General features: G+C 74.4%; 19 protein-coding genes. 10 read left to right on the top strand and 9 right to left on the bottom strand.

Annotation, left to right across the window (positions count from 1 at the left end; all coding sequences use genetic code 11):
• Positions 1 to 268: 268 nt before the first annotated feature.
• Entirely contained in the window at positions 269 to 1,267 is a 999-nt protein-coding gene (locus EV376_RS26715; protein WP_130327686.1) for a TerC family protein, read from the top strand.
• Between the two features lie 88 nt (positions 1,268 to 1,355).
• Here EV376_RS26715 and EV376_RS26710 read toward each other — a convergent pair whose 3' ends face one another.
• Positions 1,356 to 2,273, bottom strand: coding sequence for an NlpC/P60 family protein (locus EV376_RS26710; protein WP_130327684.1), 918 nt, complete (start codon positions 2,271 to 2,273; stop codon positions 1,356 to 1,358).
• A gap of 59 nt (positions 2,274 to 2,332) precedes the next feature.
• The gene (locus EV376_RS26705; protein WP_130327682.1) at positions 2,333 to 3,430 is read right to left on the bottom strand and encodes a dipeptide epimerase; all 1,098 of its coding nucleotides are present in this window, start codon (positions 3,428 to 3,430) and stop codon (positions 2,333 to 2,335) included.
• 44 nt (positions 3,431 to 3,474) lie between these two features.
• On the opposite strand from EV376_RS26705, the gene EV376_RS26700 reads away from it, so the two are divergent.
• Positions 3,475 to 4,272, top strand: coding sequence for a tyrosine-protein phosphatase (locus EV376_RS26700; RefSeq protein WP_130327680.1), 798 nt, complete (start codon positions 3,475 to 3,477; stop codon positions 4,270 to 4,272).
• On the opposite strand, the gene EV376_RS26695 is transcribed toward EV376_RS26700, so the two are convergent.
• From EV376_RS26695 to typA, 3 genes are all read right to left on the bottom strand, one after another.
• Entirely contained in the window at positions 4,241 to 4,936 is a 696-nt protein-coding gene (locus EV376_RS26695) for a lysoplasmalogenase (RefSeq protein ID WP_130327678.1), read from the bottom strand. The two genes, EV376_RS26700 and EV376_RS26695, sit on opposite strands and share 32 nt — an antisense overlap.
• Before the next feature lie 155 nt (positions 4,937 to 5,091).
• Positions 5,092 to 5,952 carry a serine hydrolase gene (locus tag EV376_RS26690; protein ID WP_130327676.1) on the bottom strand — a complete coding sequence of 287 codons (861 nt, stop codon included), beginning with the start codon at positions 5,950 to 5,952 and terminating at the stop codon, positions 5,092 to 5,094.
• Between the two features lie 96 nt (positions 5,953 to 6,048).
• A complete protein-coding gene (gene typA / locus EV376_RS26685) occupies positions 6,049 to 7,917 on the bottom strand; it encodes a translational GTPase TypA (protein ID WP_130327674.1) in 1,869 nt (622 codons plus the stop codon).
• Positions 7,918 to 8,053: 136 nt separating this feature from the next.
• Here typA and EV376_RS26680 point away from each other — a divergent pair, with 136 nt between their 5' ends.
• Positions 8,054 to 9,520: a DedA family protein gene (locus EV376_RS26680; protein WP_130327672.1), complete on the top strand. Its 1,467-nt coding sequence runs from the start codon at positions 8,054 to 8,056 to the stop codon at positions 9,518 to 9,520.
• Between the two features lie 62 nt (positions 9,521 to 9,582).
• Positions 9,583 to 10,440: a transglycosylase SLT domain-containing protein gene (locus tag EV376_RS26675; RefSeq protein WP_130327670.1), complete on the top strand. Its 858-nt coding sequence runs from the start codon at positions 9,583 to 9,585 to the stop codon at positions 10,438 to 10,440.
• Between the two features lie 46 nt (positions 10,441 to 10,486).
• Here EV376_RS26675 and EV376_RS26670 read toward each other — a convergent pair whose 3' ends face one another.
• Positions 10,487 to 12,613: an efflux RND transporter permease subunit gene (locus EV376_RS26670; RefSeq protein WP_130327668.1), complete on the bottom strand. Its 2,127-nt coding sequence runs from the start codon at positions 12,611 to 12,613 to the stop codon at positions 10,487 to 10,489.
• A 167-nt stretch (positions 12,614 to 12,780) separates the two neighbouring features.
• Between EV376_RS26670 and EV376_RS26665 the strand changes: the two genes are divergently transcribed.
• From EV376_RS26665 to EV376_RS26655, 3 genes are all read left to right on the top strand, one after another.
• Positions 12,781 to 13,293, top strand: coding sequence for a MarR family transcriptional regulator (locus EV376_RS26665; protein ID WP_130328881.1), 513 nt, complete (start codon positions 12,781 to 12,783; stop codon positions 13,291 to 13,293).
• Positions 13,294 to 13,302: 9 nt separating this feature from the next.
• Entirely contained in the window at positions 13,303 to 14,940 is a 1,638-nt protein-coding gene (locus EV376_RS26660) for a CocE/NonD family hydrolase (protein WP_130327666.1), read from the top strand.
• Positions 14,941 to 15,123: 183 nt separating this feature from the next.
• On the top strand, positions 15,124 to 15,993 hold the full coding sequence (locus tag EV376_RS26655) for a hypothetical protein (RefSeq protein ID WP_130327664.1): 870 nt from the start codon (positions 15,124 to 15,126) through the stop codon (positions 15,991 to 15,993).
• Between the two features lie 69 nt (positions 15,994 to 16,062).
• Here EV376_RS26655 and EV376_RS26650 read toward each other — a convergent pair whose 3' ends face one another.
• Entirely contained in the window at positions 16,063 to 16,266 is a 204-nt protein-coding gene (locus EV376_RS26650) for a cold-shock protein (protein ID WP_130327662.1), read from the bottom strand.
• Positions 16,267 to 16,452: 186 nt separating this feature from the next.
• Between EV376_RS26650 and EV376_RS26645 the strand changes: the two genes are divergently transcribed.
• The gene (locus EV376_RS26645; RefSeq protein ID WP_130327660.1) at positions 16,453 to 17,133 is read left to right on the top strand and encodes a 50S ribosomal protein L11 methyltransferase; all 681 of its coding nucleotides are present in this window, start codon (positions 16,453 to 16,455) and stop codon (positions 17,131 to 17,133) included.
• A gap of 92 nt (positions 17,134 to 17,225) precedes the next feature.
• A complete protein-coding gene (locus EV376_RS26640) occupies positions 17,226 to 17,828 on the top strand; it encodes a VTT domain-containing protein (RefSeq protein WP_130327658.1) in 603 nt (200 codons plus the stop codon).
• A 145-nt stretch (positions 17,829 to 17,973) separates the two neighbouring features.
• Here the strand turns inward: EV376_RS26640 and EV376_RS26635 are convergent, their stop codons facing one another.
• A complete protein-coding gene (locus tag EV376_RS26635; protein ID WP_130327656.1) occupies positions 17,974 to 18,627 on the bottom strand; it encodes an MBL fold metallo-hydrolase in 654 nt (217 codons plus the stop codon).
• 8 nt (positions 18,628 to 18,635) lie between these two features.
• On the bottom strand, positions 18,636 to 19,352 hold the full coding sequence (locus tag EV376_RS26630) for a maleylpyruvate isomerase family mycothiol-dependent enzyme (RefSeq protein WP_130327654.1): 717 nt from the start codon (positions 19,350 to 19,352) through the stop codon (positions 18,636 to 18,638).
• A gap of 170 nt (positions 19,353 to 19,522) precedes the next feature.
• Here EV376_RS26630 and rsgA point away from each other — a divergent pair, with 170 nt between their 5' ends.
• Positions 19,523 to 20,602, top strand: coding sequence for a ribosome small subunit-dependent GTPase A (gene rsgA / locus EV376_RS26625; protein ID WP_130327652.1), 1,080 nt, complete (start codon positions 19,523 to 19,525; stop codon positions 20,600 to 20,602).
• The last annotated feature ends 59 nt before the right edge of the window (positions 20,603 to 20,661 follow it).

The raw sequence follows: 20,661 nt of genomic DNA, 5'->3' as shown, positions 1-20,661 counted from the left end.
GCGTGGCGAGGGACACCAACCCCCGGGATGCGGTCAGCGGTGGTGGTGGGTGACAATGAACGGCGGAGGGGAGTATTCCCCCGCGACGGAGTCGTCAGCACGGTCGTCCACCGGCCCCCGGTGACACGACCCGGCCCCGTAGGTCACCGTCCCCGGACGGTGGTGGAAGAGACCTCCGACAGTCACCAGAGTCAGCGTCACCGGCACACCGCGCTCCGCAGGAGCGTACGGTGTGCCGGACGTTGCGTGTCTGCCGGAGGAATGAACCTTGGACGTGTCCGGACTGGTGTGGGCGGGGACCCTCGTCGCACTGACCGCGATCCTCGTCGCCGATCTGTGGATCATCGGCCGGCGTCCGCACGAGCCCAGCGTGCGCGAGTCGAGCCTCTGGGTCGGCTTCTACGTCGGGCTGGCCCTCGTCTTCGGCGCGGGCCTCTGGCTCGCCTCCGGGCCGAGCGCGGCGGGGCAGTTCTACACCGGCTGGCTCACCGAGTACAGCCTGTCGGTGGACAACCTCTTCGTCTTCGTGATCATCATGGCCCGCTTCGGCGTGCCCCGCGCCTACCAGCAGAAGGTGCTGCTCATCGGCATCGTGCTGGCGCTGGTGATGCGCGGCGGCTTCATCGCCGCCGGCGCCGCCCTGATCTCCCAGTTCTCCTGGGTCTTCTACATCTTCGGGGCGTTCCTCATCTACACGGCGGTCAACCTGGCGCGGCAGGGCGAGCCGGACGAGGACGAGTTCACCGAGAACGTGCTGATCCGGTGGAGCCGGCGGGCGCTGCCCATCTCGCGGGACTACCACGACGCGAAGTTGACCACGCACGAGAACGGCCGGCGGATGTTCACCCCGATGCTGATCGTCATGATCGCGATCGGCACGACGGATCTGATCTTCGCGCTCGACTCGATCCCGGCGATCTTCGGCATCACCCAGGAGCCGTACCTGGTGTTCACCGCGAACGTGTTCGCGCTGATGGGCCTGCGGCAGCTCTACTTCCTGCTCGGCGGCCTGCTGGAGCGGCTGATCTACCTGAGCTACGGCCTCGCCGTGGTGCTCGGCTTCATCGGTGTCAAGCTGGTGCTGGAGGCCCTGGCCGAGAACAATCTGCCGTTCGTCAACGGCGGTGAGCACGTCGCGTGGGCCCCGCACATCCCGATCTGGCTCTCGCTGACGGTCATCCTGGGCACGCTGCTGGTGGCGACCGTGGCCAGCCTGGTCAAGTCGTCCCGGGACCGCCGGCGGAGCCTGGTCAAGGCCCGCGGCTGACCGGCGCGCACGCAGCCGCGACCGCGTACCGCGGCGCCGTCCGGTGCGCCCCGCCGGCCGGTCAGACCCGGTGGGCGCCGCCGGCCGATCAGACCCGGTGGGCGCCGACCAGGGTGGCGGTGCGCTCGGCGGGCAGCCGCTCCTCGAGGACGCGGCGCTGCCGGTAGCAGGCGTGCAGCATCCGGCGGTCGTCGCCGGGGCGCGGATCCGCGGTGACGATCCCGATGTGGTGGATCCGCCGGCCGGGGCGGGCGAACAAGTAGAGGTCGCCGGGGCGTTCGGTGCCGGGCCGCAGGGGCGTGGTCGCGCCCGCCTGGTCGTCGGCGTCGCGGGGCAGCCGTACGCCGAAGCGTCGCCAGGCCAGGTGCACCAGCCCGGAGCAGTCGATGCCGTAGGTGGAGACGCCGCCCCAGACGTATCCGACGTCCAGCAGCCGGCGGGCGACGCCGAGCACCTGCTCGGCGGTCGGGGCCGCGTCCGGCAGGGCGGCGGTGTGCGCGGCGGGCAGCCACAGCGGCGCCTCCTGGCCGGGGGCGTGCACCGGGCGCCATCCGTCCACGGCCGCGCCGGCGGCGGCCAGCCGGGTGCCCAGTACGACGCCGGGCAGCCGTACCGGGCCGTCCGGGGTGGCGTGCAGCGCGGTGACGGCGGCGTCCACGACGACCGGGTCGCCGTCGGGGTGGGCGGTCACCGGGGCCAGCTGGGCGGCCGGGAGCCAGCCGGGGTAGCCCTGCGGGTCCAGCTTCGCGGCCGGCTGCTCGACGGCGATCACGTGGGCCCAGCCGTCGGCGCGCAGCTCGGTGACGAGCACCCGCTCGCCGAGCAGCAGCTGGCTCAGGACGCAGTCGCCGACCTGCTGGTCGGAGTCCAGGGCGGCGATCCAGGCGGGTAGGTCGACCTGTGCGGCGAGGACGGGACGGTCGACCGGGCGTACCGCCTCCGGCGCTGTCCACAGGGTGGCCACGCCGACCCCGACGACTGCCTCGCGGCCTGGTTGCAGCTCCACGGTCCACCCCCCGCTCACCCGTGCGCTGCCGCGAACCCTATGAAACTTTCCGCCGGAGATCAAACATTTGGCTGAATCTTTACTTCATTCACGGAGTCGATGCCCAGGCCGGGAGCGTCCGGCAGGACGACGGAGGCCCCGTCGTACACCGGGCCGCCCCGCACCGGCGACCAGGCCAGCCACCAGGCGGCGTCCAGATCCGACACCGCGCTGGTGCCGTACGCGGCGACCAGGCTGGCCGCCGCGCCGATGCCGACCTGGCTCTCCATCATCGAGCCGACCACCGTGCCCAGGCCGTGCGCGACGGCCAGGTCGAGCAGGGTACGCGCGGGGTGCAGCCCGCCGCACTTGGCGAGCTTGACGTTGACCAGGTCGGCGGCGCGGCGGCGGATCACCTCCACCAGGTCACGGGCGCCGAAGACCGCCTCGTCGGCGAGGATCGGGGTGCTCACCCGGTCGCTCACCCAGGCCAGCCCGTCCAGGTCCCACCGGGGCACCGGCTGCTCCACCAGTTCGACGTCCAGTCCGGCGTCCTCGATGCCCCGGATGACCCGGACCGCCTCCCGGGGCGTCCAGCCCTGGTTGGCGTCGAGTCGGATGCGGAGCCGGTTGCCGACCGCCGAGCGGACCGCGCGGACCCGGTCGAGGTCCCCGGCGGCGTCCGTACCCACCTTGAGCTTCAGCACGTGGAAGCCCTCCGCCCGCCGGGCCCGGGCGGCGGCCGCCAGGTCCACCGCGTCGCCGGCGGCGAGCGTGACGTCCGTCGGGACGCGGTGGGCGGTGCCCCCGAGCAGCCGCACCAGCGGTACGCCGAGCCGCCGGGCGGCCAGGTCGTGCAGGGCGACGTCGACGGCGGCCTTGGCGGCGTCGTTCCCGGCCACCGCCTTCTGCACCTCGGTGCAGCGCGCCACCAGGTCGTCCGGGTCGCGGCCGGTGAGCAGCGGGCCGAGCACCTCGCGGACGCACGCCTCCGAGCCGGCGACGGACGCGCCGGTCACCTGCCACACCTGCGGCGCCTCCCCGAACCCGCGCCGCCCGTCGGCGTCGACGACCTCGGCCACGAGGGTGTCCACGGTGGTCGTCCGGCGCAGCGCGGTCACGAACGGGGTGTGCAGCGGCGCGGAGAGCCGGTGGGTGCGTACCGCGGTGATCGTCATGTCGGGCACCCTATAAGGAGACCGGGGGACGATGGGGAGGCTGCATGTCCGAGCGACAGTGGGAGCTGGTGGGCGCGCCGAACGCGCGCGAGCTGGGTGGTCTGGTCGGCGCGGACGGGCGGCGGATCCGCCCGGGTGTGCTCATCCGTACCCCGGCCCTCGGCCGGCTGACCGACGAGGATCTGCCGGTGCTGGCGAAGCTCGGGCCGGCTTGCGTGGTCGACCTGCGGGACGCCGCGGAGCAGGCGGTCGCCCCGCCGGACCGGCTGCCGGGGGAGCCGCGGGTGGTGCACCTGCCGGTGCACGACGCCGCCCACCCGGTGTTCACGTACGTGTCGGCGGTGCTGCTCGGCCACGACCTGACCGCGTACGACGAGCTGGCGGAGGAGGGCACCCCGGCGGCGATGGCGGCCATCTACCGCTGGTTCGTGACCGGCGAGTCGGCGCGGGCCGGGTTCGCTGCGGCGGTGCGGCTGGCGGCGGAGGCGGAGAACCTCCCGCTGGTCTACCACTGCTCGGCCGGCAAGGACCGGACCGGCTGGCTGACGGTGGTGCTGCTGCACGCCCTCGGGGTCGACGAGGCGGCGATCCGGGCCGACTACCTGGCCAACAACGCGCTCAGCGAGAGCCTGCGGGAGGTGCTGCTGGCCGCGATGCGCCGGCGGAACCCGGAGGTGGACGTCGACGCGATCCGGCCGGTGCTGGAGGTACGCGACGAGTACCTCGACGCCGGGTACGCCGAGGTGCGGCGGGTGCACGGCTCGTTCGGGGCGTACCTGTGCGACGGGCTGGGGGTCGACCGGTCGACGATCACGGCGTTGCGGGCGCGGCTGCTGGAGTGAGCACCGTGGGCGCGGGCCGGCGGGCGGCCCAGCCGGTGACGATGAGGGCCTGGCCGGCGGCGTAGGTCGCCATCACCCAGATCGGCGGGCCGGGCAGGGTGCCCACCCCGGCGACACCGGTGGCGATGAGCAGGTCGGAGCCGAGGAAGAGGGCGCCGCCGAGGCCGACCCGCCAGCCGTGTGCCGCGGCGGTGCTCGCCATGGTCGCGAGGGCCACCGCGTAGGCGGCCACCGGCACGGCGAGAGCGGCGTCGGTGAGCCCCGGCCACATCCAGGCGAGGGCGGTGACGGTCAGCACCGCGTACCCCAGGGGAACGGCGACCAGCGGCCGACGGCGCAGCGCGGCGGCGGCGCCGCTCCGGACGAAGGCCGCGACGTAGCACGCGTGGGCGGCGAGGAAGAGCGCCATGCCGGCGAGGAAGGCGACGTCGACGTCGTTGAGCAGCGCGACGTCGCCGCCGGTGGAGAAGGCCAGGGCGGCGAGGACCAGGCGGTCCGGACGCGCGCCGCGGTCGGCGGCGGCCCGCCAGAGGTACGCGGCGAGCAGCGGCATCAGCAGCGGCTTGGTCAGCCACAGCCCGACGACGCTGCCGGTGGCGTTGGCAACCAGGTTCGCGGCGGTCACGACGGCGAACGCGGCCAGCAGGGCCCGGCTGGACGGCATGAGCGGCTCCTCGGGGCGGGTGGCAGCAGCGTAGGCGGCCCCGGGACACCCCGGCCAGCGCCCCTCTCCGCGATCTTGCACTCTTGGCCCGGACATATGCCGCACAAGTCGCGAGTCACGGGCCGAAACTGCAAGATCGCGGGGGTTGGGCGGGGTCAGGTCAGGGTGTGGCGGGCGGTCCAGGCCGCGCGGGAGATGTCGGCGATCAGGTGGCAGGCGTCGTCGTCGGCGTCGCCGCTCGGGCCGCCGTCGGCGAGGTCGGTGGTGGTGCAGACGGCGATCACGTACGGCGGCGCGTCGTCGGGGTAGACGACGCCGGCGCCGTGGCGGACGCCGCGGACCCAGCCGTTCTTGTGCGCGACGCGGGTGCCGTCGGGCAGGCCGGCGGCGAGGTCCTCGCGGTGCTCCTGCGCGGCGAGGGTGTCGAGCATGGCGGCGCAGCTGGGCGGCGTGGCCAGCGGGCCGGGCCGGTCGGCGCCGAAGGCCAGGGCGCCGAGCAGGGCGGCGAGGTCGGCGGCGGTGACCAGGTTGGTGATGCCCGCGTCACGGGCGGCGAAGTCCTCGATGCCGCGGCCGGTGACGCTGTGCCGGGCTCCGGCGCGGGCCCACACGTCGGCCAGGGCGGGCCGGCCGACGTGACCGATGACCAGGTTGGTGGCGAGGTTGCTGGAGCGGACGATCATCCGTTGGGCGAGCCAGCGCAGCGGGGCGCTGCCACCGACCCGGTCCCAGACGGCGTCGTCGTTGTCGTAGTGGCGGGCGCAGGAGAACCGGGGCGCGCCGGGAAGGGCGGAGTCGAACTCGTTGCGGACCGGCACCTGGCCGTCCAGGTCCAGGCGGCCGGCCTCGGCCGCGCGGTGCAGCGCCACCAGGACGGCCACCTTCATCGTGCTGGCCGCGTAGTGGGTGGCGTCCGGGTGCCGGGTCCAGGTGGGAGCGGCGTCGAGGCGTCCCACGTACGCCGACACCGTGCCGGGCACGCGGTCGAGGCGCGCGTCGAGATCGTCGAAGATCACTCGCCGAGGGTAGCCGGTGCGGCCGGGCCCCTTCCGGACGCCTCGCGCGCGGGAGGGGCCCCGTCCCGACACGCGGGCGGGGCCCCGTCCCGACGCTCAGCCGGCGTGCTTGCGCCGGGCGGCGGTGCGGGCCCGCTGCGTCTGGTCGAGCACCACCTTGCGGATGCGGACCGCGACCGGGGTCACCTCGACGCACTCGTCCTCGCGGCAGAACTCCAGGGCCTGCTCCAGGGACAGCTTGCGCGGCGGGATCAGCTTCTCCGTCTCCTCCGCGGTGGAGGAGCGCATGTTGGTGAGCTTCTTCTCCTTGGTGATGTTGACGTCCATGTCGTCGGAGCGGGAGTTCTCCCCGACGATCATGCCCTCGTACACCTCGGTGCCCGGCTCGACGAAGAGCGTGCCGCGTTCCTGGAGGTTCATCATGGCGAAGGCGGTCGCGGCGCCGGCGCGGTCGGCGACCAGCGAGCCGTTGTTGCGGGTCCGCAGCTCACCGAACCACGGCTCGTACGACTCGAAGACGTGGTGCAGGATGCCGGTGCCCCGCGTCTCGGTGAGGAACTCGGTGCGGAAGCCGATCAGGCCGCGCGCCGGTACCAGCCACTCCATGCGGATCCAGCCGGTGCCGTGGTTGACCAGCTGCTCCATGCGGCCCTTGCGGGTGGCCAGCAGCTGGGTGATCGCGCCCAGGTACTCCTCGGGGGCGTCGATGGTCAGCCGCTCGACCGGCTCGCAGGTCTTCCCGTCGATCTCCCTGGTGACCACCTGCGGCTTGCCGACGGTCAGCTCGTACGACTCGCGGCGCATCTGCTCGACCAGGATCGCCAGGGCCAGCTCGCCGCGGCCCTGCACCTCCCAGGCGTCGGGTCGCTCGGTGGGCAGCACCCGCAGCGACACGTTGCCGATCAGCTCCTTGTCGAGGCGGTCCTTGACCATCCGGGCGGTGACCTTGGCGCCCTTGACCCGGCCGACCAGCGGCGAGGTGTTGGTGCCGATGGTCATCGAGATGGCCGGCTCGTCGACGGTGATCAGCGGCAGCGGCCGCGGGTCCTCGGCGTCGGCGAGCGTCTCGCCGATCATGATCTCCGGGATGCCGGCGACGGCGATGATGTCGCCCGGCCCGGCGGAGTCGGCCGGCTTGCGCTCCAGCCCCTCGGTCATCAGCAGCTCGGAGATGCGGACCCGCTGGGTGCTGCCGTCGGTGCGGCACCAGGCAACGGTCTGGCCCTTGGCGATGGTGCCCTGACGCACCCGGCACAGGGCGAGCCGGCCGAGGAACGGCGAGGCGTCCAGGTTGGTGACGTGCGCCTGCAGCGGGGCCGTCTCGTCGTAGGTGGGCGGCGGGATCGTGTCGAGCAGGGTGCGGAACAGCGGCTCGAGGCTGTGGCTGTCCTGGGGTACGGAGCCGTCGGCGGGCTGGGTCAGCGAGGCGATGCCGTCGCGGGCGCAGGCGTAGACGATCGGGAAGTCGATCTGCTCCTCGTCGGCGTCCAGGTCGAGGAAGAGCTCGTACGCCTCGTCCACGACCTCCTTGATCCGGGCGTCCGGGCGGTCCACTTTGTTGATCACCAGGATGATCGGCATCCGCGCCTGGAGGGCCTTGCGGAGCACGAACCGGGTCTGCGGCAGCGGGCCCTCGCTGGCGTCGACCAGCAGCAGCACCCCGTCGACCATGGTCAGGCCGCGCTCCACCTCACCGCCGAAGTCGGCGTGCCCCGGAGTGTCGATGATGTTGATGGTGACCGGGTCGGAGCCGTCGGCCGGCAGGTACCGCACGCCGGTGTTCTTGGCGAGAATGGTGATGCCCTTCTCGCGTTCGAGGTCCATCGAGTCCATCACCCGTTCGGTCACCTCGCCCCGGGCGCCGTAGGCGCCGGCCTGCCGCAACATGGCGTCGACCAGGGTGGTCTTGCCGTGGTCGACGTGAGCGATGATGGCGACGTTGCGGAGGTCGGTGCGAAGCTGCATACCCTCCATACTCTCCTGTCTGCGGTCGCCCAGGACGCGTCGGGGTCAACCCCCAGATGGCCCGGGTCTCTGGCGAAACTCCTGTCCCAGCCGTTCGATCGGCTGGCATGCTGACCCTCGTGTTCATGGGGGCCACGTGCACGACCTGCTGACCGCGCTGCAGGGTCTGCCGCCCCTGCTCATCTACCTGGTCGCCGCCCTGATCGTGATGGCGGAGACCGCCGTGATCTTCGGACTGCTGGTGCCGGGCGAGGCGACCTTGCTGCTGGTCGGCTTTCTAGCGTACGCGGGGACGTTACGGCTCGGCCCGGCGCTACTGGTGATGGTGGTCGCAGCGGTGATCGGGGACACACTCGCCTTCCGCGCGGGTCGGCGGTACGGGCCGCGGCTGCGGGCCAGCCGGTTCGGGGCCCGGGTCGGGCCGCACCGGTGGCGGCGGGCCGACGCGATGCTCGGCAAGGTGGGCGGCCGGGGGGTGTTCACCGCCCGGTGGGTGGCCTTCGCCCGCACCCTGGTGCCCCGGCTGGCCGGGGCCGCCGAGATGCCGTACCGGCGGTTCGCGGTGTGGAACCTCGGCGGCGTGGTGACCTGGGTGGGCGGTTCGGTGGTCGCCGGCAACCTGGCCGGTGAGTCGTACGAGACGGTGTCGCAGTTGCTCGGCCGGGCCACCGGCGCGGTGCTGGTGCTGCTCGGGTCAGTGGTGGCGGTGCTGCTGGCCGGGCGCTGGCTGGGCCGCAACCCGGACCCGGTGCGGGCGCTGCTGGCCCGGGCCGGCGCGCTGCCGCCGGTGCGCTGGCTCACCGGTCGGTACGGGGTGCTGTTCTTCCTGCTCGCCATGCACATCGGGCCGGGCTGGACGCTGCTGCTGAACCTGGCCGCCGGTCTGCTGCTGCTGTTCGTGGCCGGGCTCGCCGTCGCCTGGGCGCTCGGCCTGGTGATCCGGCACAGCGGGCTGTCGGCCGTTGACGGTGCGATCGCCGACTGGTTCGCCGCCCGCCGTACGCCGGAGGCCGTCGACGTGACCCTGGCGGTGGTCTCGATGGTGCGCGGGCCGGTGCTGATCCTGGTGGTGGCGCTGGTGGCCGCGGTGGTCGCGTGGCGGCAGCGGCCCTGGCAGGCCGATCTGCTCAGCGTCCTGGGCACCGCCGGGGCGTTCGTGCCGCTGGTGGTGCTGGCCATCGCGGCCGACGTGGCCCGGCCCGACCAGTCCGGTCCGCCGGTGTGGTTCCCGACGCAGACCGCCGTGGTCACCGCGAGTCTGTGCACCCTCGCGTGGCTGCTCTCCCGGGGCGCGCGCTGGCCGGTCGCGGTGGCGGCGTGGACGGTCGCCGCCGCCGGTGCCGTCGGTCTCGGCGGCGCCCGCCTCTACCTGGGGCTCAGCAGCGCCAGCAGCGCCCTGACCGGCGTGCTGCTCGGCGTGGCCTGGACGGCTGTGTTCATGGTGGCGTGGGTGACCCGCGACCGGGCCGTCGCCGGGGATCGGAGCGCCGGCGAGCAGAGCGCCGGGGATCGGGGCGTCGTGGCCCAGGGCGCCGGGGATCCGGCGGGGGTGGCGACCGTCGATCCGGGCCCGCGGCCCCCGCAGGGCGTCGCCGGCGGGTGACGGGGCGGCGGGCGACCGTCGGTGCCTGTTACCGTGCGGCGGGCACGGGGAGAGGGGCCGAGGTGGACAGGCGTTCGGTGCGCGCGGCGGCGCTCGCGGTCGTGCTGGTGACCGGGCTGTCCGGATGCGCGCGGGACGGTGCGGAGCCGGTCGGCGCCCCGGCCGGGGCGAGCGTGGAGACGACGGCCGAGGCGACCGCCGCGGCCGAGCCGACCGTGCCGGTTACGCCGTCGGCCCGGCAGGCGCTGGGGGCGGCGCCGCGGCCCAGCGTCTCGCCCAGTGCCCGGGCCACGCCGAAGCCGACCGGGGCCACCGCCCCGCGCCGGGTGGCGAAGCCGCCGACGGAGACGCAGGTGCCGCCGGCGCCGCCGAAGCCGTCGTCGACCGCCTGCACGCCCCGCTACGAGGGCACCCGGGCGACCCGCGCGCAGGTGAAGGCGGCGCTGGCCGACGCCGCGGCGAGGACGTACTGGCCGACGTCCGCGCCGGACATCCGGATCCCGTCGGACCTGGTGAAGGCCACGGCCTGGCAGGAGAGCGGCTGGCAGTCGGACATCATCGCCTGCGACGGCGGCATCGGGCTGATGCAGGTGATGCCGGCGACCGCCGACTGGATGAACCAGCGGTTCGGGCAGAGCTACGAGGTGCGCGACTACCGCGACAACGCGTACCTCGGCGCGAACTACCTGGCCTGGCTCACGAAGTACATCGGCGACATGTACTTCGAATCCGACTACCGGCTCGACGCCGCCCTGTGCACCACCGAGCTGAACTCGTGCCTGCTCAACGCGGTGATCGCGGCGTACAACTACGGGCATGGCGCGGTCGCCCGGGAGGGGGAGCCGCTCACCGTCCCCAACCCCCGCTACGTGCGCAACGTCCGCGCCCTGATGACCGAGTGCGTCTGCCTCACGTACTGACCGGACCGGGGTGCGGGGACCGGCCCGCCCCGGACCGCGGCTGTCGTCAGTGGTTCCCGGCCGCGGGCGCGGGATCGGCCGGGGCCGCCTCGACGGTCTGGCGGTGGACCCGGCCGGGCCACCAGAACCGGTCGCCGAGCAGGAACGCCAGCGCCGGCACCAGCACCGTACGCACGAGCAGGGTGTCGAGCAGGACGCCGATGCAGACGATGATCCCGATCTGGGTCAGCAGGATCAGCGGCAGCACGCCGAGGACGGCGAAGACGGCGGCGAGCAGCACACCGGCGCTGGTGATGACCCCGCCGGTGACCCGCACGGCGGAGAGCATCCCGTCGCGCGTGCCCGCCCGCCGGGCGTCCTCCCGGGCCCGGGTGACCAGGAAGATGTTGTAGTCCACGCCGAGGGCCACGAGGAACACGAACGCGAGCAGGATGACCCCGCTGTCCAGCGCGGGGAAGCCCAGGACGTGCTCGAAGAGCAGCCACGCCGCCCCGAGACTGGCGAAGTACGACGCGATCACCGTCAGCACCAGCAGCACCGGGGCGAGCAGGCCGCGCAGCAGCAGCACCAGGACGGCGGCGACCAGCAGCAGGATGATCGGCAGGATCAGCCGCAGGTCCTTCGCGTTCGCCTCGTCGGAGTCGTAGGTGGCGGCGACCGTGCCGCCGACCACGGCCCCGTCGAACGGGCCGACGCCGGCGACGGCGGGCGGGGCCGAGCCGGGGACCGCGGCGACCGCGTCGCGCAGCGCCTCCACCGTCCGGTCGGCGACGGCCGTGCCCGGCTCGGACTCCAGCACCACGTCGATCTGGGCGACCGTCTCGCCGGCGCTGCCCGGCCGCGCCGACGCGACACCCGGCACCGCCGCCGCGGCCTCGGTGACCGTGCCGGCCGCCGCCGGGGTGGTGAGCACGGCGATCGGCTGGGTCGCCCCGGCGGGGAACGCCCGCGCCAGGGTCTTCGCGCCGGCGACGGCCTCCGGCTCCACCCGGAACTGCTCGGTCTCGGACAGGCCGGTGCGCAGGCCCAGGCCGCCCAGGGCGAGGCCGGCCAGCAGCAGGGTCGCCAGGACCGCGACGGACGCCGGGCGGCGCACGACGGCGCCGCCGAGCCGGCCCCACAGCCGGCCCTCGCGGGCGGTGCCGCCGACGCGCGGGATGAAGGGCCAGAACAGGCCCCGGCCGAGGAGCACCAGCGCGGCGGGGAGCACGAGCAGCGCCGACAGCATCGCGAGGACGACGCCGGTGGCGCAGGCGACGGCGAGCGCCCGGTTCATCTCCTGCTCGGACAGCAACAGGGTGAGGACGCCCAGGACGACGGTGGAGCCGCTGGCGAGGATGGGCTCGGCGGTGCGGCGCAGCGCGGCGCGCATCGCCACGAAACGGTCCGCTTCGCGGCGCAGCTCCTCCCGGTAGCGGGCGATCAGCAGCAGGGCGTAGTTGGTGGCGGCGCCGAAGACGAGGACGCTGGCGATGCCGGTGACGGCCCCGGTCTGCAGGTTGATGCCGACCGCCGGGACGATCGTCTCGATGGCGCGCAGGGTCAGCTGCTCGGTCGCGGCGACGACGACCAGCGGCACGATCCACAGGAACGGGCTGCGGTAGGTGATCAGCAGCAGCAGCGCCACCACGCCGGCGGTGACCGCCAGCAGCGTGACGTCGGCGCCGTCGAAGACCTTGGTCAGGTCGGCGGTGAACGCCGGCGCGCCGGTCACCTCGACGGTGAGGCCGGGCGGCGGGTCCGCCAGGGCGGTCCGCAGCTCGGCCACGCGGTCGACGACGCGCTCCTGCCCGCCGGCGGTGGACAGCGGCACGACGACCAGGGCGACCGTTCCGTCCGGAGAGACCTGCGGCGGCGGGATCCGGCCGCCGGCCGCGAGGCGGCTCAGCTCGCCGGACCGGCCGGTGACCGCCTCCTGGTCGGCGGCGGTGAGCGACCCGCCGTCGGCGCGGCTGACGACCACGACGGCCGGCTGGACCTCGCTGGCCGGCAGTTCCTCCTGCAGCCGCTCCACCTGGGTGGACTGCCACCGCTCGGACAGCCCGGTGGACGAGACGGGTGCCGGGTTGTCGGGCCTCGGCAGCCCGAAGACGGCGGCGCCGACGACGATCGCGGCGACCACGGTGAGCCAGGCGGCCCACCGGCTCCGGGCGACGTGGGTGAACAGGGACATCGTTTCCTCACGGGCTCGACGGGGGAGAACGGCTGCGACCGCCGGAACTCGCGTACGCGAACATCCTGACTGTCGAGTATCTCGATTGCCGAGATTATCGACTGATCAGATATGCTGCAACCGCAGGCGAGGACGAGGAGAAGCGACGGGACGTGGCAGCTCACGGCATGTACCGGCGGCGCGACACCCGACGCGAGCAGCTGGCCGCGGAGATCACCAACAACCTCCGGCGGTACGCGGTCGACGCCCAGCACGTCGGCCACGCCTTCGCCAGCCTGCACGGTCTGGGGGCGACCGACCTGCAGGCCCTGATCGCGGTCATGGACGCCGAGCTGCAGGGCGACCCGATCACGCCGGGCCGCCTCGGCGAGCAGCTCAACCTCTCCTCCGGGTCGGTGACCGCCCTGGTCGATCGGCTGGAGCGCGCCGGCCACATCCGCCGCGACCGCGACGCCACCGACCGGCGCAAGATCCTGCTGCACTACGCCGACCGGGGCGCCGCCGTGGCGATGGAGTTCTTCCGGCCGCTCGGCCGCCGCACCGACGCGGTGATGGCCGAGTTCACCGACGAGGAGCTGGAGACCGTGAACCGGTTCGTCGCCGCGATGCGGGCCACCCTGCGGGAGCACCGCGACGCCGTCCGGGCCACCCGCCCCGAGCCGCGGCCCACCAACGGCTGAGCCCCACCCATGTTCGCGGCGCTGGTGACCCGGGTGGCCACGGCCGCGCTGCGCCTGCCGCCGCCGCGTACCCGACGGGTCGCCCTGACCCGTGACCTGCCGGTCCGGGTCCGCGACGGGGTCCCGCTGCGCACCGACCACCACGCGCCGGACCTGCCGGACGCGCCCACGGTGCTGATCCGCACCCCGTACGGGCGGGGTGGACCGATGCGCCTGCTCGGCCGGCTGGCCGCCGAGCGGGGCTACCACGTGGTGATCCAGTCCTGCCGGGGCACGGGCGGCTCCGGCGGCGTCTTCGACCCGCTCGTACACGAGCGCGACGACGGGCTCGACACCCTCGACTGGCTGCGCCGCCAGCCCTGGTGGAACGGCGCCTTCGGCATGTTCGGCGCCAGCTACCAGGGCTTCGTGCAGTGGGCGCTCGCCGCCGACGCCGGCGACGAACTGCGCGCGATGGTCGCCGTGGTGACCGCCTCCGGCACCCGCGACTCGACGTACGCGGGGGAGTCCTTCGCCCTGGACACCGTGCTCACCTGGGCCGAACTGCTCCAGGCGCAGACCGTGCCGTGGCTGGCCCGGCAGTGGGAGCTCAAGCGGGGCCAGCCCCGCCTCGCCGCGGCGCTCGCCCACCTGCCGCTGGCCGAGGCGGACCGGGTGGCCACCGGCGTCACCGTGCCCTTCTTCCAGGAGTGGCTGCGCCACCACACCCCCGACGCGGCGTACTGGCGCAGCCGCGTCTTCGGTGACCGGCTGGCGGAGGTCCGCGCCCCGGTAGCCATGATCAGCGGCTGGCACGACATCTTCCTGCCCGCGCAGCTGCGCGACTTCGCGGCCCTGCGCGCCGCCGGCGGCGCGCCCCGGCTCACCGTCGGGCCGTGGACGCACGGCAGCCCCGGGCTGTTCGTCGCGGCGCTGCGCAACGGGCTCGACTGGCTCGACGAGCACCTGGGCGGGCGGCCGGTCCCGCCCCGCGCCCCGGTTCGCGTGCACGTCGGGGGCGCCGGCGGTGGCTGGTGGGACCTGCCGGACTGGCCGCCGCCGTCGACGCCGACCACCTGGCGGCTGCACCCGCACGGCCGACTGGACACCGCGCCGCCGCCGGAGTCGAGCCCGGACGGGTTCTGGTACGACCCGGCCGACCCCACCCCGTCGCTGGGCGGCCCGCTGCTCGTGGCCCAACGGGCGGGGCCGGTCGACAACCGGCCGGTCGAGGCGCGCCCCGACGTGCTCACCTGGACCAGCGCCCCCCTGGCGCGGCCGGTGCACGTCGTCGGGCCGGTCCGGGCCACCGTCTTCGTCCGAAGTGACCTGCCGTACCTCGACGTCTTCGTGCGACTGTGCGACGTGGACCGCCGGGGGCGGTCCTGGAACGTGTGCGACGGACTCGTCCGGGTCGGCCCGGACACCTTCCCCGCCGACCCGACCGGCGCGGTGCGGGTGCCGGTGGAGCTGTGGCCGGCGGCGCACCGGTTCGCGGCCGGCCACCGGCTGCGGGTCCAGGTCTCCGGTGGCGCGCATCCCCGGTACGCGCGCAACCCGGGCACCGGCGAACCGCTCGGCACGGCGATCACTCTGCGTGCCGGATGGCGAGAAATCTTGCACGATCCGGCGCATCCCTCCGCCGTGGTCCTGCCCACCGTCCAGTAGGCCCCGGTCTCGCGTCCACGGTAAACAGTGCCGCTCTGAGCTGGGCGTTTGTCCTGCGGTCGGGTTATCGTGGGGCTACGCCCGGCGCCGTGCGCACCTCGGCCGGGTTCGCTCGTGAGGCCCCCACACCGCGTACGCGGTGTCACCGTCGTGCCCGGCCCCGACCATCCGGAAGGGGGACCCATGACGCGGGCTCCGGAAAACCTGCTGACCGTGCGCGGACTGCTCCTCGCCTATCTCAACGTCGACCCCGGCGCCGTACGCGACAGTGACCTCGAACCGGGCGAGGTCGGCATCGTGGGCGACGCCAACCACCGGGGCGGGTACCACTGCGGCTCCGACCGCGTGGTGGCCAACGACTACTCGGTCGTCGAATCGCCGCGGGACAGGTCGGGGTTGACCCTCGACGCGGCCGCGCTGGACGTCGGCATGTTCGAGATCCGCTCCGGCGGCCGTACCCACAACCTGCGCAGCTTCTCGGTCTGGTGCGTCGAGCAGTGCGCCGCCGGCGCAGCGGACACCCAGGACATCCGCGAGATCATCTACAGTCCGGACGGCAAGTCCGTCCGCCGGTGGGACCGGCTGCGGCGACGGACCAGCGGAGACAAGTCCCACCTCTGGCACACGCACTTCAGCTTCTTCCGCGACTCGATCAAAGCGGGCCGGGACCAGACCCCGCTGTTCCGCCGCTACCTCACCAGCATCGGACTCCTGGAGGGCGACATGCCACTCACGAAAGAAGACCTCGACAAGGTGCGATCGGCGACCGCGCGCGGCATCTACGACGCGCTGTGGGTGGCGGCCAACGGCAAGCCGTACCGCGATCTGGCCTACACCGGGCCGGGATCGATCGGCGAATCGATCAAGGCCAACCTGGCGGCCCTGGTGGTCGCGCCGATGCTGTCCGGCCTGGCCGGCGCCGACCTGGTCGACGAGCCGGCGATCATCCAGGGCGTCCTGGCCGGGCTCACCCCGGAGATGATCGCCGCGGCGATCCCGCCGACGCTCGCCCAGCAGGTGGCCGACGAGCTGGCCCGACGGCTGGCCGAATGACGGGTGGGGCGGCCGGTCACCCGACCGCCCCGGGGACCGGCACCGCGCCGGTGCGCGGCCCCGCGCGGGTCAGATCGGGCGGACGTTGTCCGCCTGCGGGCCCTTCTGGCCCTGGGTCACATCGAACTCGACCTTCTGGCCCTCGCTCAGCTCCCGGTAACCGCTCATCGAGATCGCCGAGTAGTGGACGAAGACGTCGGGACCTCCGCCGTCCTGCTCGATGAAGCCGAAGCCCTTTTCCGCGTTGAACCACTTGACGGTGCCGGTAGCCATGCATCTCTCCCTGTCCAAGCAGGCGACCGCCGACCGTGGGGGCCGATGATCGCCCGGTACCTTCCCGACAGTAACCGGCCAAACCCCAATCTGCCGGGCGAAGTGCCGCAGGCGATGGGGTGAACTCTCCGAACCGCACGGCCGAACACGGCGCGGCGACCCGCCCGGTGCGGCATGCTGGCGCCGGTGAGTGCAGCCGCGAGCGCGTTGGTGGAGCTGGAACGGGAGGTCACCCTGCCCGGCGGTGGCCTGGACCGGCTGTGCCTGGTGCCCGCCCCGTTCGTGCCCGAGGTCCGGCTGCACCTGGCCGAGGACCCGATCGTCTGGTGGGCGCGGATGGAGGCCCGGGCCGGGCACACCCTGCCGCCGCCGTACTGGGCGTCGGTCTGGGCCGGCGGGCAGGCCCTCGCCCGGCACCTGCTCGACCACCCCGACCTGGTCGCCGGCCGCCGCGTGCTCGACCTGGCCGCCGGCTCCGGGGTGGTCGCGATCGCCGCCGCGCTCGCCGGCGCGGCCCACGTCACCGCCGACGACACCGACCCGTACGCCGTCGCGGCCGTCACCGTCAACGCCCGCGTCAACGGCGTGGCGGTCGAGGCCACCGCCCAGGACCTGCTCGACACCACGCCGGCCGGAACGGACCTGCTGGTCGCCGGCGACGTGCTCTACGACCGGGCGACGGCGGCCCGGATGCTGCCCTTCCTGCTCCGCGCCGCGTCCGCCGGCGTCGAGGTACTGGTGGGCGATCCCGGCCGGGGGCACGTCCCGCCGGGGAGCCTGGCCGTCGTGGCGGACTATCCCGTGCCGACCACCGAACCGGCGCCCGACTCACCGGTACGTACGGTCCAGGTGCTGCGGCCGAGCTGACGTGTTCAGGGGCGACCCCGAGGCGGGAACCAGGGGTGGGCGGGGGATCAAACCGGATGCCCGCGTGGAGCGGCGGCAATACCGTACGTGGCATGGCGGATTGGTTGGCCCAGGTCGGAGAGCTTCCCACCACCCTGCTGATGGGGGTGCTCGGGGTGGTGATGGTCTTCGACGCCGTGCCGCTGCTGGGTGTGCTGGTCCCCGGGGACGTGGCCATCCTCGCGGCGGTGGGGGCGGGCGGGCCGAGCACCGGCCTCGCCACCATCACCGCCGTCGTCGTCGGCTGCCTGGCCGGCTGGTCGCTGAGTTTCCTGGCCGGCCGGCACTTCGGGGACCGGCTGCGGCGCAGCCGGATCGGCGGCTGGATCGGCGAGGAGCGCTGGGCGGCGGCGGAGGGGATCCTGCGCCGCGGCGGCGGGCGCATGGTGCTGGTGGCGCCGTTCCTGCCCGTGTTCAACGCGTTGCTGCCGCTGGCCGCGGGCGGGCTGCGGATGTCGTACCGGCGGTTCGTCGTCTGCGCGGCGCTCGGCGCGGCGGCCTGGTCCGGCCTCTACCTGGCGCTCGGCACGGCGTCCCGGACGGTCGCCGGCCTGCTGCCCGGAGAACCGAGCCCGATGCTGGTGACGATGGGGGCCGGCGTCGTGCTGGCGGGGTTGGTGCTGGCGGCGACGCGGCGGCGGCTGGTTTCCGCCTGATCGTGGTTGCGGGGCCGACCGTGACCGGCTCCGGGCGGTCAGGCTCGATCCCTCCGCCGGTCCCGGTCGGCCCCACCCCGACGTCGCTCGGAGTTGACCGTCGGGCGCGGCGCCGGCCGGGTGGAGCCGTCCTCGGTCGGGTGGGTCACCAGCCGCGGGCACGCCACTGGGGGAGGGCGGGGCGTTCGGCGCCCAGGGTGCTGTCCTTTCCGTGCCCGGGGTAGAACCACGTCTCGTCGGGCAGCCGGTCGAAGAGCCGGTGCTCGACGTCGTCGATGAGCTGGCCGAAGCGCTCCGGGTCCTGGTTGGTGTTGCCCACCCCGCCGGGGAAGAGGCTGTCGCCGGTGAACAGGTGCGGGATGCCGGCCGGATCGCGGTAGAGCAGGGCGATCGAGCCCGGCGTGTGCCCGCGCAGGTGGATGACCTCGAGCGCGCAGTCGCCGACCGGCACGGTGTCGCCGTCGGCGAGGGACTCGGCCTCGATCGGCAGCCCGGCCGCGTCCTCGGCGTGCACCAGCGCCCGGGCGCCGGTCTTGGCCACCACCTCCTCCAGCGCCACCCAGTGGTCCATGTGCTGGTGGGTGGTCACGACCGCGGTGAGCCCGGCGTCGCCGACCAGCTCGAGCAGCCGCGGCGCCTCGTTGGCGGCGTCGATCAGCACCTGGTCGCCGGTCGCCGTGCAGCGCAGCAGGTAGGCGTTGTTGTCCATCGGGCCCACCGACACCTTGGTGATGGTGAGCAGGTCGAGGTGGCGCACGGCCGGCGGGCCGCCGGGCGTGACGTCTCCGGTGTAGGTCATGAGATCGCCTATATCCATTCCGGTGGGGTCGGCAGGGGGCCGTCGGGGGTGACGGTGAGCACGGTGCCCGGGCTGCGGCCGATGAGCCAGGCGGCGAGTTCCGTGGCGACGCCGGTCACCGTCGGAGCCGCCGCCCGGTCGCCGATGACGAGCTCGTGCCGGCTGCCGTCGAAACGCAGCACCATCGGCGGCGCGTCGGCGCGCCCGGCCAGGCCGGTGGCGACCTCGTGCAGCAGCCGGTGGCCGAACACCTCCGGCCAGTCGGCCGGCCGGTAGCCGGCGGCCAGGTCCACGTGGTGCACCTCCAGCTCGCGCAGGCGTCCCCACACCAGCAGCGCGGCCGGCCAGGGACCGCGGCGCGTCTCGACGGTGGCGCCCCACGCCTCGACCGGCATCGCCGCGACGGCCTCGGCGAAGCGGTCCGCGGTGCGCCGCAGGTCGTCCAGCTGCGTCTCGGGTGGGCGGGACGAGCCGGCCTCGATGTCCGCGTCACGTGCGGCCGGGCTCGCGTACATCGGGATCGGCTCGCCGGTGCGCGCGGCGGTGAGCAGATTGACGAAGCCGTCCGCGTTGCGGGCGAGGTGGGCCAGCACGTGCCCCCGCGACCAGCCCGGCAGCAGGGACGGGGCGGCGAGGTCCGCGTCGTCGAACGTGGCCGCGGTGCGCAGCAGACGGGCCGTGGCGTCGTCCACCTCGCCGGTCAGCAGAAGCGGATCGGAGGTCACGTATCGACCCTAGCGCTCGGGTGCTCCCACGTCGCCGGGGAAATCGGTTTCGGTGCGCCGTTGCGGGCCCTACCGTCGGCGTCAACGCGGCGCCGCGAGGTCGGAGGAGGTGGTGAATCGTGCCGGTCGTAGCACGCGTGAGCCATCCGAACCGAAACCCTTGAGGAGCCATGACCATCGACCTGACCGCCCTCGGCTGGGACGCCGACCGGGCGAACGACACACGGCGGGGCACCGACCACCGACCGGGCCGGGTGGCCCGGGTCGACCGGGGCGTGTGCACCGTCCTGGGCGCGGACGGACCCGTCCGCGCCACGCTCGGCGGGGCCGTGCTGGCCGCCGCCGCGCGTGATCTGACCTGCCTGCCCTGCGCGGGCGACTGGGTGCTGCTGGGCACCTGGCCGGACCGGAACGTCACGGTCGAGGCGGTGCTGCCCCGGCGTACCGCGCTGATCCGGCGGACCGCCGGCAAGGACGCCAGCGGCCAGGTGCTGGCCGCGAACCTCACCGCCGCGGCGGTGGTCGAGCCGGTGCACCCGGAGCCCGACGTCGGGCGGATCGAGCGCCTGCTCGCGCTCGCGCACGAGTCGGGCGCCCGCCCGCTGGTGGTGCTGACCAAGGCCGACCTGGCCCCCGATCCGGCCGCGTTGGCGCGGCAGATCGCCGCCGTGGCACCGGGAGTGCCGGTGCTGCCGGTCAGCGCCGAGCGCGGCCACGGCCTCGACCCGCTGCGCGGCGAGGTCGCGCCCGGCCGCACGCTCGGCCTGCTCGGTCCGTCCGGCGCGGGCAAGTCGAGCCTGGTGAACGCGTTGGCCGGTGCGGTGGTGATGCCGACGCAGTCGATCCGGCGGGTCGACGGCAAGGGCCGGCACACCACCACCTGGCGGGCGCTGGTGCCGGTGCCGGGCGGCGGGGCGGTCCTGGACACCCCGGGGGTACGCGCGGTGGGCCTGCTCGACGGCTCCGCCGGGCTGGACCGGGCGTTCGCGGACATCGCCGCGCTCGCCACCGGCTGCCGGTACGGCGACTGCTCGCACGACGGCGAGCCGGCCTGCGCGGTCCGGGACGCGCTGGAGTCCGGGGACCTGTCCGCCCGGCGGTGGGAGAGCTGGCGCCGGCTGCAGCGCGAGGTGGCCCACGAGACGCGGCGCCGCGACGCCCGGCTGGCGGCCGAGCGGCGGGGCGGCTGGCGCGGGACGCGCCGTCGGGCGGGCCGCCCGGCCCGGCCGCCCGCGGCGGGCGACTACTGAGCCGTTCGCGCCCCGGCCGGGCCGCCTCCCCGGTCCGGGCTGACCGGGTTGAGCTGGGG

This window comes from Micromonospora sp. CNZ295 (assembly GCF_004217535.1).
The sequence above is the reverse complement of the archived record's forward strand: the minus strand, read 5'-3'. Positions and strand labels throughout refer to the sequence as shown.